This is a genomic window from Bacillus sp. JZ105, from assembly GCF_053903125.1.
Genome location: NZ_CP096387.1, coordinates 2220978 through 2236167, shown reverse-complemented (window position 1 = coordinate 2236167; position 15190 = coordinate 2220978). Strand labels below are relative to the sequence as shown.

Below are 15190 nucleotides of genomic sequence, written 5' to 3'. Positions count from 1 at the left end.
CAGGAGACTCTGTGAGCACGCAAAAGATTATTATTTTTCAGGTGGGGCAAGAGGAGTTTGGCATCAGTGTAGAGCATATTCGTTCGATTGAGAAGGTCCCTTACTTACAAGAAGTATCGAACCTTCCAAAAGAAATTAAAGGGCTGATGTCATTAAGAGGAGAGGTCATTCCTGTCAGTGATACAGGCGTGATGCTTCACGGAAAGCCTCTTGATGTGAACGAGCAGTCCAAGGTGCTGCTATTTGAAGTAAACGATCAAATGATTGGCTGTCTTGTCTCAGATGCAAAAGATATCATCGATATCGAGCAAAGCGAGATCAAGCCATTTCATATGAACACGAAGGCCTCTGAATATTTCTTCGGCGTTGTGGAGAGAGAAAACAAAATGATTTTACAAGTGGACCCAAATAAGTTCCTTGGGAAAATTGAGGACCTCGATCAATTGCCAGACCGGTTGAAAGAAGAATTGGCATGATGAAAAGCCCCTTATCTAATGATAAGGGGCTCAGCGTGTAGACAAACCCTCGCATTCGTGTCAGGTCTGCGTGCCGGTGCTTACGAATGTCACATTCGCTCCGCTCCTTTCTAGACTGCAAAGGTTTTCTATCAAGCTGAAAGAAGACAAATGGCTAAAATAAAAATCATTTTAGCCATTTGTCAACAATTTGAAACCCCCTTATCTAGAGATAAGGGGGGTTTTTATTCAGCAGCTGGTTTGGCTTGTTCGTTAGCCGCAGCTTTCGTTTTTGATTTTTGATACATGACATTTAAAACGATCGTTTGAATCGTGAGCAAGAATCCGCTTGTCATCCAGTATAAAGGAAGAGCAGCGGGTGTATTGATTGAGAGAAACAGCATCATGATTGGGAAAATCATGCCCATTATTTTCGACTGTTTCAGCGCATCCTCTGTCTGGGTGTCTGACTGCTTCGCATATTTCTGAGTGACATAAAATTGCAAGAAATACATAGCTCCTGCAAAGACCGCCACCAATAAATCGGTTTGTCCTAAGTTAAACCATAAGAACGTGTGAGTTGCGATCTCAGGTGTTGAGCGGATCGCAGAGTAAAAGCCAAGAACAATTGGAATTTGAATCAGCATAGGCAGACAGCCCATTGCCAGCGGGTTCACATTGTTTTCTTGATATACTTTCATCATTTCCATTTGCAGTTCTTTTTGTTTTTCAGGATCTTTCGTTTTCTTCAATTTACTTTGTATTTGGTCAATCTGAGGTTTCACCAGTGCCATTTTTTCCTGCATGATTCTTTGTTTTTTAAATTGGTTCGCAAAAAGCGGGAAAATCAGCAGGCGGACAATCAAGGTGACGAACATAATGGATAAACCATAATCATCATGGAAAAAGTTCGCAAGCCAAATGATCAGCTCAGAAAAAGGCTGAACAAAATAATGATGGAAAAACCCATCAGAGCTTGTATTCGTTTGCGCACTCGCTGCAAATGCAGGTGACGCAATCATCATCAAACATAAAGTCGTACAAACAGTCAATAAACGTTTCAATTCGTTTCCTCCTCATGATTAAAAAAATTTAATTAGTGAGAGGAAGCGAATGGTCTTCATCATCATTAGATGATCTTTTCATTCGAATGACTTTACTAATCCATGTTGTAATGCGATCATATATGATAAACAGAAAGTCTGTTCGATTCAAGCAAGATGCGTCCAACTCTTCCAAACGATGTCCACCAAGGTGTTCGTTCATACGGCAGTCTTTTAGTAAAAACGCAATGCCGATGGCCGTCAGCGCTGGAAGAATAATCGAAAAGAATTCAACAAGGAAAAAGACTTCATTGAATGTATCAATAATCATGATTATCACATCCATTTCATTACTCACAGTGTACTATACACGATATGAAATGTCTATTGGAACAAGCATGAAGTAACCAAAGTCAATAAATGTAGGAGGCAGGCAAATGGTTGATTCTCAAAGAAAGGGTCGAATTATTTTTCATATTGATATGAATAGTTTTTATGCATCGGTCGAAATGGCGTATGATCCTTCTTTGAGAGGGAAACCTTTAGCCATCAGCGGAAATGCAAAAGAGCGAAAAGGGATCGTCGTGACGTGCAGCTATGAGGCAAGAGCACTAGGTGTGAAGCCCCCAATGCCCTTGTGGGAGGCGAAGCGGCTATGTCCGGAACTCATTGTCCGCACACCGAACTTTGACAGGTACCGCAGTTCCTCACAAGAGATGTTTACAATACTAAGAGAATACAGTGATTTAGTCGAACCTGTATCGATTGATGAGGGCTATATTGATTTAACGCATACGCCATATGCCGAGCATGCAGTAAAAACGGCTCATGATATTCAAACAAGGCTTGTAGAGGAGCTGATGCTTCCTTCAAGTATCGGCATTGCACCGAATAAATTTTTAGCAAAAATGGCGTCTAATTGGAAAAAGCCAATGGGCATCACCATATTGCGTAAACGAGATGTTCCGAACATGCTCTGGCCGCTCCCTGCTGGTGATATGCACGGGGTTGGACAAAAAACGGCAGATAAATTGAAAAAGATCGGCATTCATACCATTGAAGACTTAGCGAAAGCGAATGAGTATACGCTAAAAGAATTACTTGGCATTAATGGACCGAGATTAAAGCAAAAGGCGAATGGTGAACATGACGGCATCGTAGACCCCGAAAGAATATACGAATTTAAATCCGTCGGCAATTCATCCACACTGCCTCATGATTCGGATGACTCAGATGAACTTGTCACGTTAATTGATAAGCTGTCACAATCTGTGAGTGCAAGGTTAAGAAGAAAAGAAGTGATGGCGAACCGGCTGCTCATCATGATTCGGTATGCAAGCTGGAAAAATATCACGCGGAGTGTCATGCTCACAAATCCAACGGATCGAAAGGAAGACATATTTGAAGCGGCAAAGCAGTTATTCCTTAAACATTGGAATGACCAGCCAGTGAGGCTCTTAGGTGTGACGGGGACAGACCTTGTCGAACGAAAAGCAGCTGTTAAACAGCTTGATTTATTTTCATATACAGAAGATGCAAAAGAAGAGCCTCTCCAAACCATTTTAGATGGACTGAAAGAAAAATATGGAAAGTCATTGGTGCAAAGAGGGATCACCATCAAGGAAAAAGAGAGCAAAACAAGCGGGACAAGTTTTAATAAAGATTTTTTTCAGGACGAAAGAGGAAATGACTAGCCTGAAAACTTGATAAAAGAGGTGATGTTGTGGTAATTTCAAAGGGTACATCATTTCAGCAGTAATCAATATAGTGTGTTAGAAGGGACGTCAGAATTATGTCAAAACAACAAATCGGTGTGGTTGGACTAGCCGTTATGGGGAAAAACCTTGCCCTCAATATTGAAAGCCGCGGTTTCTCCGTATCCGTTTATAACAGATCTAGCAGCAAAACAGAAGAGTTTCTTCAAGAAGCAGAAGGAAAAAACGTTGTTGGCACATACAGCATCGAAGAATTTGTTCAGTCGCTTGAAACACCGCGTAAAATTCTTTTAATGGTAAAAGCTGGTGCAGCAACAGATGCAACCATTCAATCATTACTTCCTCACCTAGAGAAAGGTGACATTTTAATTGATGGTGGAAATACATATTACAAGGATACACAAAGACGTAACCAAGAGCTTGCAGAAAGTGGTATTCACTTCATTGGTACAGGTGTTTCCGGCGGTGAAGAAGGCGCGCTAAAAGGTCCTTCCATCATGCCAGGCGGTCAAAAAGAGGCGCATGAGCTAGTGAAGCCAATTTTAGAAGCGATCTCTGCGAAAGTAGATGGCGAGCCTTGTACAACGTATATCGGTCCAGATGGAGCAGGACATTATGTCAAAATGGTTCATAACGGTATCGAGTACGGAGATATGCAATTGATCTCTGAATCATACTTTATCTTGAAGCATGTTGCTGGATTGTCAGCAGGGGAGCTTCATGAAGTATTCTCAGAGTGGAATAAAGGCGAGCTTGACAGCTATTTAATCGAAATTACAGCTGATATTTTCACAAAAGTGGATGAGGAAACAAACCAGCCGCTTGTGGATGTGATCTTAGATAAAGCTGGTCAAAAAGGAACTGGAAAATGGACAAGCCAAAGTTCACTTGATCTAGGTGTCCCGCTTCCAATCATTACTGAGTCTGTTTTTGCGCGCTACATTTCTGCAATGAAAGATGAGCGTGTGGAAGCAAGTCAATTAATCAAAGGTCCAGAACCGGCGCAATCAGCTGAGAATAAACAAGAGCTGATCGAAGCCGTTAGAAAAGCCCTATTCATGAGTAAAATCTGCTCTTACGCACAAGGCTTTGCGCAAATGAAAGCAGCGTCTGATGAATATAACTGGGATTTAAAATACGGTGAAATTGCGATGATCTTCCGCGGCGGATGTATCATTCGTGCAGCCTTCTTACAACAAATTAAAGAAGCATATGACCGTAATCCTGAACTGAAAAACCTATTGCTTGATCCATACTTTAAGGATATTGCTCAAAACTATCAATCATCACTTCGTAAAGTCATTTCACTTGCAGTGGAACAAGGAGTTCCTGTTCCTTCATTCTCAAGTGCACTTGCTTACTTTGATAGCTATCGCACAGCTGTCCTTCCAGCGAATTTAATTCAAGCACAGCGTGACTATTTCGGTGCACATACGTATGAGCGCACAGATAAAGAAGGCGTATTCCATACTGAATGGATGAAATAAACTGAGAACGACTGAAAAACCTTACCTTTGGTAAGGTTTCAGCTTGTAGACAAAGTCTACAAGCTTTTTTGTATAATAAGGGTATTAACATTTCTGTGGGGGATGAACATGTTATCGAAACGTGAAGAAGAAAGAAGAAATCAATTAGAAGTAGTGGCATTAGATGAATTAGTGCCTGAAGATCATCTTGTACGGAAAATAGATCAAGCAATCGATTTTGACTTCGTTTATGATCTTGTCAAAGATCATTATAGTTCCGACAATGGCAGACCAAGTGTGGACCCCGTTGTTCTCATTAAAATGGTTTTGATCCAATATCTATTTGGCATTCGCTCCATGCGTCAAACGATTAAAGAAATTGAAACCAATGTGGCTTATCGTTGGTTTATTGGGTATGGATTTTCGGAGAAAATTCCGCACTTTTCTACCTTCGGTAAAAACTACGTGAGACGTTTCCACGATACAGATTTATTCGAACAAATTTTTTATCGAATCTTAAGAGAAGCGATGAAAAAAGGCCTCGTTGACCCTTCTGTCGCCTTCATTGATTCAACACATGTCAAAGCGAATGCCAATAAGAAAAAACTTGAAAAGAAAATCGTTCGAGTTGAGACGAGAAGTTATCAAAATCAGCTTCATGAGGAAATTAATATTGATCGTGAAGAACATGGAAAAAAGCCTTTACCCCTTCAGAATAAAGAAGAAATAAAAGAAATCAAGGTCAGTACAACTGACCCAGAGAGTGGCTACTATGTAAAGGATGAACGTGAAAAGTCATTTGCTTATTCATTTCATACAGCTTGTGATTCAAAAGGATTTATTCTAGGATCACTGGTCACAGGTGGCAATGTTCATGATAGTCGTATGTTAGATTCACTCGTATCAAAGGTGACAGAGAAAATCGGAAAACCAAATGTAGTCGCAGTAGATGCTGGATATAAAACACCTTACATCGCTAAGTTTTTAATGGATCAAGAGATAAGACCAGTCATGCCTTACACTCGTCCAAAAACAAAAGCTGGTTATTTGAAAAAGAATGAATACGTGTATGATGCATATTTTGATTGTTACATTTGCCCCAACGGGCAAATTCTCTCCTATCGTACAACAACTAGAGAAGGCTATAAGCAATATGCGTCCGACTCAGAAGTATGTAAGTCCTGCTCGTTTTTAGATAACTGTACACAAAGTCAAAATCATACCAAACAAATTCATCGGCATATTTGGCAGGATTACCTAGATGAAGCAGACAACCTAAGACTCACTGAAATAAATAAGAGCATCTATGCAAAACGGAAAGAAACAATTGAACGCGTTTTTGCGGATGCCAAAGAAAAGCATGGTATGCGTTGGACGAAACTTCGTGGACTAAAAAAAGTTTCAATGCAAGCGATGCTTACTTTCGCTGCCATGAACCTTAAAAAGCTAGCAAACTGGACATGGAAAGGACCATGTCCAGCGTAAAACACATGATATTTTTATCAAAAAATGTGAAAACCCCACTTTTAATTGAAGTAAAAGTGGGGTTTGTCTACGGTCTGAACCTTACCTTTGGTAAGGTTTTTTTTGTTTGCATCTTTTCGGCTAAAAATGCGAAAAAGAGGGATGCTATGTAAAAAAGACAAGAAAGTAGGGATAGAAGTGGGCATCTTATATGCACTTCTCCCAGCGATATTTTGGGGAAGTATTGTTCTCATCAGTGTCAAACTAGGCGGGAATGCGTATCAGCAAACCCTCGGCATTACGCTCGGCGCATTTTTATTTTCGATTGCCGCTTTTTTTATCAAAATGCCAGAGCTGACACCGCTTATTTTTGCGGTTTCCGTCATTTCAGGCATCTTCTGGAGTATTGGACAAATGAATCAGCTTTCAAGTGTTGCTTTTCTCGGTGTGTCTAAAGCGGTTCCTTTATCAACGGGCATGCAGCTTGTGAGCACAACGCTATTTGGCGTCATGGTCTTCAAAGAATGGCAGACGATGACGGTCATACTCATTGGTTCTTGCGCCATTTTACTGATCATTGCAGGTGTTGTGATGACATCGCTCGGTCAAAAAAAGAATGGCGGCGGGAATGGCAGAGGCAATTTTAAAAAAGGGATCATTATTCTGCTCATCTCAACCGTTGGCTACGTCGGATATGTCGTCATTTTAAGATGGTTTGATATTGATGGCTGGTCTGCACTTGTCCCGCAATCCGTCGGTATGCTGCTTTCATCCTTAGCGATTAGTTTAAAACAGGACCCATTTAGTAAATATACGTTTAGAAATATCATTGCCGGTCTTGTTTGGTCAACAGGAAATCTTGGTCTGCTTTTGGCCATTCCATTAATCGGCGTAGCTGTAAGCTTTTCGATGTCACAAACAGGGATTGTCATCTCAACACTAGGCGGCATTTACTTATTAAAAGAGAAAGCATCTAGAAAAAGCTTTGTCATTGCAGGCTGCTTGATGATCATTGCAGGCGGTGTGCTGCTAGGCTTTACAAAATAGGAGGTTACACGAATGTATCCAGATTTAGAAGGAAAAACAGTTCTGATTACAGGCGCAGGTACAGGGATTGGTCAAGCGATGGCCCGCCGATTCGGACAAGAAAAAGCCAATGTGGTGATCAATTACTTCTCTGATAAAGAAAATCCGGATGACACCATTGCAGAAATTCAAAAACATGGCGGACAGGCTGTGAAAATCAAGGGAGACGTATCAAAGGAAGAGGATATGCAGGCGATGATTGATAAAGCCGTTGATACATTCGGCAGTCTTGATGTGATGATCAATAACGCAGGCATTGAAAATGAAGTACCTTCTACAGAAATGACGCTGGAGAATTGGAACAAAGTGATGTCTACCAATTTAACAGGCATGTTTCTAGGATGCCGTGATGCACTGAAGTATATGACAGATCATGGGATAGAAGGCTCGATCATTAATATGTCGTCGGTTCATCAGCAAATTCCTTGGCCTCATTTCGTGCATTATGCAGCTAGTAAAGGAGGCGCCAAGCTTTTGACAGAAACATTGGCGCTTGAATATGCCCCTAAAAAAATCCGTGTAAACAGCATTGCACCAGGCGCTATTGATACTCCGATTAATGCGGAGAAATTCGATGATCCAGCATTGAAAAAAGGCGTGATTGAGCTGATTCCAATCGGCTATATTGGAAAACCAGAAGAAGTGGCAGCATGTGCTGTCTGGCTGGCATCAAAAGAGGCGAGCTATGTCACAGGCCTGACGTTATATGTAGACGGCGGCATGACAAAGTATCCTGGGTTCCAGGCAGGAAAAGGATAAGACAATGAAGAAAAAGAGCGTGCAATACGCTCTTTTTTACATTAAATGCAGACAAATAAAATTAAATGTCTAGACATTTAAAAATAAAAATATATAATATTAATTGGAAGCGCTTTTATTACAACAATGGGGTGAGAGAAATGAAACGTATTTTATTAGCATGCAGTTCGGGAATGTCTACGAGTTTACTAGTGACAAAGATGAAAGCACACGCCGATTCAATTGGGGACAAAGCAGAAATTTGGGCAGTGGGGCAAGATCAAGCAAAAAAAGAAATGGCGAATGCGGATGTTGTGTTAATCGGACCGCAAATGAGCTTTTTAAAAGGAGACCTTCAAAAAGAAGCAACAAAATACGGGATTGAGGTAGATGTCATTGATATGCAGGCATACGGGCTTGCCGATGGACAAAAAGCGTATGAACAGGCACTTACATTGATGGGGGAATCTTAAAGGATGGAAAAGAAAACACTCGAAGGGCTCACGGAGGAACAAGTGAGCTTTCAATTGATCTTACACAGCGGGAATGCACGCAGCAAATTGCTTCAGGCTCTGAAACAATATCGAGAAGGTCTAGAAGAAGAGGCTTTTGGTCTTATGAAAGAAGCGGAAGAAGATTTACGGCTTGCACATGACATCCATTTTCAACTCGTGCAGAAAGAGGCAGGCGGAGAAACAACATCCTTTTCCTTACTGCTCATGCACGCTGAAGATCACTTAATGTCGACCATTACCATCAAGGAGCTAGTGGGAGAGCTCCTGCCGATATTCCAATCACTTAAACAATAAAGGGTGTAAACAAGGGGGGAAACCAATGTTTGATAAAATAAGCACCATTTTGGTTCCGATTGCTGGGAGATTGAACAACAACCGCTATTTAGGCGTATTACGGGATGCCTTTATGCTTGCGTTCCCGCTCACTATCTTTGGTTCCATTATGGTTGTACTGATGAATTTGCCATTTTTAGATAAAATCATGAGTCAAACCGTACTGGAAGGCGTCCAGTCTGCACTGAATATCGCACCGAGTGCGACCATCAGCATTATGAGTGTGTTTGTTGTATTTGGGATTGGCTACTATTTATCAAAAAGCTATGATGTAGAAGCTGTCTTTGGCGGCGTGATTGCTTTAGCCTCTTTCTTGCTTCTAACTCCGTTTTTACTAGAACAAGAAGGCGGTGCAACGATTGCAGGCGTTATCCCAGTTGATCGTTTAGGTGCAAAGGGAATGTTCCTAGGAATGATCACAGGCTTTTTGTCTGCTGAAATTTATCGTTATTTTGTCCAAAAGAAATTTGTGATCAATATGCCGCAAGGGGTTCCGCCAGCTGTTTCCAAGTCTTTTGCTGCACTGATCCCGGCTACTTTGACACTTACAACCTTTTTGCTCATTAATATCATCATTACACAAGGTTTTAAAACAAATATGCATGATTTGATTTATCATGCCATTCAGGCGCCGCTTGTTGGTCTTGGAAGCGGTATTATTCCGACGTTGATCGCTGTTTTCTTTATACAAATTCTGTGGTTCTTTGGGCTTCATGGCCAAATTATTATCAACTCTGTCATGGATCCGATTTGGAATACTTTGTCCATTCAAAACCTAGAGAGCTACACAAAAACAGGAGAGGTTCCTAATATCATCAGCAAGCAGTTTATTGAAATCTATACGGTTGGAATGGGTGGAACCGGTATGACGCTTGCTGTTGTGTTTACGATTTTAATTTTCCTGAAAAGTAAGCAATTAAAACAAGTAGCCAAGCTTGGCTTAGGGCCAGGATTATTTAACGTCAATGAACCGATTATCTTCGGTTTACCGATTGTCATGAATCCGCTTATTCTCATTCCGTGGATTTTGGCGCCAATGGTCATTACTTGTATTACTTATTTTGCGATGGCATCAGGCATTGTACCGCCGCCGACAGGCGTGAATATCCCATGGACAGTGCCGATCTTTATAAGCGGAATGATGGCAACAAATTCAATTGCGGGCGGTCTGCTTCAGTTGTTTAACTTGATGATTGTGTTTGTCATTTGGTTCCCGTTCCTGAAATTTATTGACCGTATGAATGTGAAAAATGAAAAAATAACGACAACAGAAAAAACAAAGGCAGCAAATATCAAAGGTGAAGGAGACTCAATACATGTCGATGGAAACTAACAAGCAATCATATACATTCCCAGAAGGTTTCTGGTGGGGATCTTCTGCTTCTGCGACGCAAACAGAAGGCAGCGTACCCGGCGATGGAAAGGGACCGAACATTTGGGATCATTGGTTTGAACAAGAACCGACTCGTTTTTTTGATGGCGTAGGGCCCAACGTAACATCTCAATTTTATCGAAAATATAAAGAGGATATCCGTCTCATGAAAGAAATTGGCCACAATTCATTTCGACTGTCGATTTCATGGTCACGCCTTTTACCTGAAGGAACAGGTGCTGTGAATGAAGAAGCAGTGTCTTTTTATAATGATGTGATCAATGAACTGATTGCCCATGATATCGAGCCATTTGTGAACCTATACCATTTCGATATGCCAATGGCGCTGCAGGAGAAAGGCGGCTGGGTGAACAGACAGGTGGTCGACGATTATGTGAGCTATGCAACATTATGCTTCCAATTATTTGGCGACCGGGTGAAAAAATGGTTTACCCATAACGAACCGATTGTTCCTGTAGAAGGCGGATATATGTATAGCTTTCATTATCCAAACGAAGTCGATTTCCAAAAGGCTGTACAGGTCGGTTTTCATGAACTTTTATCAAATGCGAAGGCGATTGCGGCTTATAAAAAGCTGCAGCAAGGCGGTAAGATTGGCATCATCCTAAACCTGACTCCTTCGTACCCGCGAAGCCAGCATCCGCGCGATGTAGAAGCAGCAGAAATGGCCGATGCTTTCTTTAACCGTTCCTTCTTAGATCCTGCGGTGAAGGGGCATTTCCCGGAAAAGCTAGTAGAAGTTTTAAAGAAAGAAGGCTTTATGCCAAGTATGGAAGAAGGGGACCTTGAGCTCATTCGAGAGAATACGATTGATCTTCTAGGTATCAACTATTATCAGCCAAGAAGAGTGAAAGCGAAAGAGCATATGCCGCATCCTCAAGCACCATTTATGCCGAACCATTATTTTGATTCTTTTGAGATGCCGGGAAGAAAAATGAATGTGTATCGAGGCTGGGAAATCTATGAAAAGGGCATTTACGACATATTGAAAAAAGTTCAAACAGACTATGATAATATTGAATGCTTTATTTCTGAAAATGGCATGGGTGTCGAAGGAGAAGAGCGGTTTAAGGATGAAGAAGGAATGATTCATGATGATTACCGCATTGACTTTATTTCTGAGCATCTCAAATGGGTGCATCAAGCCATTCAAGAAGGAAGCAATGTGAAAGGCTATCATCTGTGGACCTTTATGGACAACTGGTCCTGGTCGAATGCATATAAAAATCGTTATGGATTTGTCTCAGTTGATCTTCAAAAAGACGGAAAACGAACGATTAAGAAAAGCGGATACTGGTTTCAATCCGTTTCAAAAAATAACGGTTTTTAATCAAAATACTTGCTCTTTCCTTGAAAAGAGCAAGTATTTTTCTTATGTGACGGTAAGTGGATGAAACAAAAATGGCTGGCACCTTTTAAGCTCACATCCCTTAGTGTAAAATGAGAGGAAGGCTAAAAAACGCCATATTTCCTTCTAGAATAAAGCGCTATGAAAAAACAAGTCAGTTGGTGGTGTGAGATGAAGAAGTACGAACTCATTTCAGAAGAAATCAGAAAACGAATAGGAACAGCCTATTATCCAGAAGATCAACCCATTCCAGATGAAAACTCGCTTGCCGCCGAATTTCAATGCAGCAGAATGACAATGAAACGTGCGCTTGATCTTCTCGTTGCAGAAGGTCTGCTCTTTAGAAAAAGAGGCCACGGTACATTTATTGTAAAGGCAGCGCTCAATCAAGGGGCAATCAATGTATCAGGCCATGAAAATAAAGGGTTCACAAAAGTCATGGCAGATAAAAACGTCACGACTCAAATCATTCATTTTGATGTCCATTTTCCAAGCGAAGAGGTGGCAGCCCATCTATCTATTGACTCGACCACACCTGTTTATGATATCATCCGGCTTCGTCTTGTGGATGAAGAGCCTTATGTTTTAGAAAAAACGTTTATGCCTGTCAATCTCATTAAGGGCATAGATGAAGAAGTTCTACTAGGTTCTATCTATGGTTACATTTCAAATCAGCTTCATTTAAAAATAGCAGGAGCGCACAAGAAAATTAGAGCGGCTAAATCAGATCAGCTGGATCAGCAGTATTTAGGGTGTGACCCAACAGATCCTGTACTTGAAGTCGAGCAGGTTGCTTATTTAAACGCAGGGCAGCCGTTTGAATATTCATTTAGTCATCATCGCTATGATAAATTTGACTTTTCAACGGTTGAAATCACGAAAACAGGACGTTAAAAAAAGAGCAGAACCCCCAAGGGAGACTGCTCTTTTTTCATATGATTTTATATATTCCACCAATGGTATCCATCTTTTTCTAGAAGTTCATCAGCTTCTTTCGGTCCCATAGAACCAGCAGGATAGTTTGGTTTTAATGTTTTGCTTTCTGCCCATTTCTCAGAAATCGGATCAACGAAGTTCCAAGAAAGTGCCACCTCGTCCCAGTGAGCAAAGTTTGTTGCATCGCCTAGCAAACAGTCATGAATCAGCTTTTCATAGGCTTCTGGTGTATTCATGATGTCGTTATAGTTTGTTTGGTAGTCGAGCTTAATCGGTTTCGCATACGTGCCGCCATCGAGCTTTCGAGCATTCAGGTGAAGGGTGATGCCTTCATCTGGCTGAATATGAATGACGAGTAAGTTTGGATGCATGGCATTCCCGTTACCATAGTACAGGTTCATTGGAATGTCTTTAAATTGAACCACGATTTGAGTAGATTTCTTTTCTAAACGTTTTCCTGTCCGAATGTAAAATGGCACCCCGGCCCATCTAAAGTTATCAATCAGCAGTTTCCCTGCCACAAATGTTTCTGTGTTTGAGTTCGGGTCAACATTTTGCTCTTCCAAATAAGAAGGAACCTCGCTGCCATCAATCGTACCAGTATCATACTGTCCGCGGACAAAGAATTGATCGACCTCATCTTTAGAAAAAGGACGAAGAGCGCGCAATACTTTCCGTTTTTCGCTGCGGATTTCCTCTGTATTGAGTTTAATTGGCGGCTCCATTGCTAAAAGGGCAACCATTTGAAGCATATGGTTTTGAACCATATCTCTTAGTGCACCAGAATTTTCGTAATATCGAGCCCGGTCTTCAACCCCTAATGATTCACTGGATGTAATTTGAATGTTTGAGATATAGCGGTTTGTCCAAAGCGGTTCAAAGATGGCATTCGCAAAGCGGATGACCTCAATGTTTTGAACCATTTGTTTACCAAGGTAGTGGTCAATACGATAAATTTGATCTTCTGTGAATGCATCACGAATTTCTTCATTTAAAGTTTTGGCACTTGGCAGATCATGCCCAAATGGCTTTTCAATGACAAGTCGTGACCAGCCGGTTGTTTCTGATACGCCCTCACTCTTTAGGAACTTCGCAATCGTTCCGAAGAATTCCGGTGCCATAGCTAAATAGAACATACGGTTATTTGGGATACTGTACGTATCTTCAAGGCCTGTTAAAAGCGTGTTAAGCGATTGATAGGAAGCAGGGCTTGATACGTCAAAATCGTGATAATAGAAATGTGAAATGAATTCCTCTGTTTTCGCTTCTGCATCATCAGAAGAAACAGATTCTTTTACCACAGCTCTGAGGTCCTCATGAGACCATGGACGGCGTCCAACTCCGACAACAGCGAATTGATCACCTAGCTTTCCGCTATGATAAAGTCTATGTATAGAAGGGTAGAGCTTGCGTTTGGCAAGGTCTCCTGTTGCGCCAAAAATGACAATGACTGCTTTTGGGTTGTTAGTTTCTGTATTCACGAGAAGTACCTCACTTTATTCGTAGCATTGTTGTAAAAACCGAGAATGTATGTACATTTTCTTTATTTTAAAGGTTCATTGTTCGTAAAGCAAACATTTGATTCGACTTTTTCTGCTCTCGTTTCACTTTTTTCAAAAATTCCGCTGAATTCACATTTACCTTGTCTTCATGTATTCTATATGAATGAAGATATTGTATACCGGCTTTAGGAGGAAAAGTAATGGAACTGCTCTTTTTAGGAACAGGTGCAGGCATTCCTGCAAAAACAAGAAACGTCACTTGCACAGCACTAAAGCTTTTAGAAGAAAGAAATGCAGTGTGGCTTTTTGATTGCGGAGAAGCGACGCAGCACCAAATCTTACATACAACGATTAAACCGAGAAAGATCGAGAAAATATTTATCACACATATGCATGGTGATCATGTATATGGACTTCCCGGACTCCTTGGCAGCAGATCCTTTCAAGGCGGGGAGGATGAATTGACGATCTATGGACCAAAGGGCATCAAAGCCTTTGTGAACGCAGCACTTTCAGCCTCGCAAACGCATTTGACATATCCGCTGCATATCATAGAAATAGATGAAGGGATCGTGTTTGAAGATGATACCTTTCAAGTAGAAGCAAGAAGAGTCTCTCACGGGATTCCAGCTTACGGCTATCGGGTTGTGGAAAAAGATATGCCTGGTTCATTAAAAGCGGAAGACCTAAAAGAAATCGGTGTAAAACCTGGACCTTTGTATCAGAAGTTGAAAAATGGGGAAACCGTGACACTCGAAGATGGAAGAACCATTGATGGAACCGATTATTTGGAACCCCCTAAAAAAGGGAGAATCGTTGCATTTTCAGGAGATACCCGTTTGTGCGAGAATATAACAAGGCTTGCCAAAAATGCGGATGTGTTAGTCCATGAAGCAACATTTGGTAAAGAAGATGCAGATTTAGCCTACAATTATTATCACAGTACAACAGAACAAGCAGCGAAAACAGCACAGGAAGCAGGCGCAAAAAGGCTCATTTTGACCCATATAAGTGCACGTTACCAAGGAGAAGAGGCACTGAAACAACTGTTGAAAGAAGCCCGCGATATATTCCCGCTGACAGAAGCTGCACATGATTTCTCTTCTTTCCCCATTGAACGCAGCCTGTAAAAATTGGATGAATCGTCAAAAAAAGTTGTGTGATTTTTTTGATATTTATGATGACGCTCTTTTTCA

The 15190-nt window shown here is 41.1% G+C and carries 15 protein-coding genes; 12 read left to right on the top strand and 3 right to left on the bottom strand.

Annotated elements, in window-relative coordinates:
- The first annotated feature begins 11 nt into the window (after positions 1-11).
- Positions 12-476, top strand: a complete 465-nt coding sequence (locus tag M1D81_RS11350) for a chemotaxis protein CheW (RefSeq protein ID WP_024422912.1) — start codon at positions 12-14, stop codon at positions 474-476.
- Positions 477-700: 224 nt separating this feature from the next.
- On the opposite strand, the gene M1D81_RS11345 is transcribed toward M1D81_RS11350, so the two are convergent.
- Together M1D81_RS11345 and M1D81_RS11340 are read right to left on the bottom strand one after the other, a co-directional pair.
- Positions 701-1519, bottom strand: coding sequence for a membrane protein insertase YidC (locus tag M1D81_RS11345; protein ID WP_456266860.1), 819 nt, complete (start codon positions 1517-1519; stop codon positions 701-703).
- 28 nt (positions 1520-1547) lie between these two features.
- On the bottom strand, positions 1548-1829 hold the full coding sequence (locus M1D81_RS11340) for a hypothetical protein (protein ID WP_456266861.1): 282 nt from the start codon (positions 1827-1829) through the stop codon (positions 1548-1550).
- A 106-nt stretch (positions 1830-1935) separates the two neighbouring features.
- Here M1D81_RS11340 and M1D81_RS11335 point away from each other — a divergent pair, with 106 nt between their 5' ends.
- The 10 genes from M1D81_RS11335 to M1D81_RS11290 all read left to right on the top strand — a co-directional run bounded on the left by M1D81_RS11335 (position 1936) and on the right by M1D81_RS11290 (position 12450).
- Positions 1936-3192: a DNA polymerase IV gene (locus M1D81_RS11335; RefSeq protein ID WP_456266862.1), complete on the top strand. Its 1257-nt coding sequence runs from the start codon at positions 1936-1938 to the stop codon at positions 3190-3192.
- A gap of 98 nt (positions 3193-3290) precedes the next feature.
- Positions 3291-4700: an NADP-dependent phosphogluconate dehydrogenase gene (gene gndA, locus M1D81_RS11330; protein WP_456266863.1), complete on the top strand. Its 1410-nt coding sequence runs from the start codon at positions 3291-3293 to the stop codon at positions 4698-4700.
- Positions 4701-4808: 108 nt separating this feature from the next.
- Positions 4809-6164: an IS1182-like element ISBpu1 family transposase gene (locus M1D81_RS11325; protein WP_456265168.1), complete on the top strand. Its 1356-nt coding sequence runs from the start codon at positions 4809-4811 to the stop codon at positions 6162-6164.
- A gap of 177 nt (positions 6165-6341) precedes the next feature.
- The gene (locus tag M1D81_RS11320; protein ID WP_024428029.1) at positions 6342-7190 is read left to right on the top strand and encodes a GRP family sugar transporter; all 849 of its coding nucleotides are present in this window, start codon (positions 6342-6344) and stop codon (positions 7188-7190) included.
- A 12-nt stretch (positions 7191-7202) separates the two neighbouring features.
- Positions 7203-7988, top strand: a complete 786-nt coding sequence (locus M1D81_RS11315) for an SDR family oxidoreductase (protein WP_456266864.1) — start codon at positions 7203-7205, stop codon at positions 7986-7988.
- Between the two features lie 140 nt (positions 7989-8128).
- Positions 8129-8440 carry a PTS sugar transporter subunit IIB gene (locus M1D81_RS11310; RefSeq protein ID WP_456266865.1) on the top strand — a complete coding sequence of 104 codons (312 nt, stop codon included), beginning with the start codon at positions 8129-8131 and terminating at the stop codon, positions 8438-8440.
- 3 nt (positions 8441-8443) lie between these two features.
- On the top strand, positions 8444-8776 hold the full coding sequence (locus tag M1D81_RS11305) for a PTS lactose/cellobiose transporter subunit IIA (RefSeq protein ID WP_456266866.1): 333 nt from the start codon (positions 8444-8446) through the stop codon (positions 8774-8776).
- A gap of 25 nt (positions 8777-8801) precedes the next feature.
- Positions 8802-10148, top strand: a complete 1347-nt coding sequence (gene celB / locus M1D81_RS11300; RefSeq protein ID WP_456266867.1) for a PTS cellobiose transporter subunit IIC — start codon at positions 8802-8804, stop codon at positions 10146-10148.
- A complete protein-coding gene (locus M1D81_RS11295; protein ID WP_041109727.1) occupies positions 10132-11538 on the top strand; it encodes a glycoside hydrolase family 1 protein in 1407 nt (468 codons plus the stop codon). The genes celB and M1D81_RS11295 overlap by 17 nt, the downstream gene beginning before the upstream one ends.
- A 189-nt stretch (positions 11539-11727) precedes the next feature.
- Entirely contained in the window at positions 11728-12450 is a 723-nt protein-coding gene (locus tag M1D81_RS11290) for a GntR family transcriptional regulator (protein WP_024422902.1), read from the top strand.
- Between the two features lie 47 nt (positions 12451-12497).
- Here M1D81_RS11290 and zwf read toward each other — a convergent pair whose 3' ends face one another.
- Complete coding sequence (zwf, locus tag M1D81_RS11285; RefSeq protein WP_456266868.1) at positions 12498-13973, bottom strand: glucose-6-phosphate dehydrogenase; 1476 nt, start codon at positions 13971-13973, stop codon at positions 12498-12500.
- A 221-nt stretch (positions 13974-14194) separates the two neighbouring features.
- On the opposite strand from zwf, the gene rnz reads away from it, so the two are divergent.
- Positions 14195-15124: a ribonuclease Z gene (rnz, locus tag M1D81_RS11280; RefSeq protein ID WP_456266869.1), complete on the top strand. Its 930-nt coding sequence runs from the start codon at positions 14195-14197 to the stop codon at positions 15122-15124.
- The last annotated feature ends 66 nt before the right edge of the window (positions 15125-15190 follow it).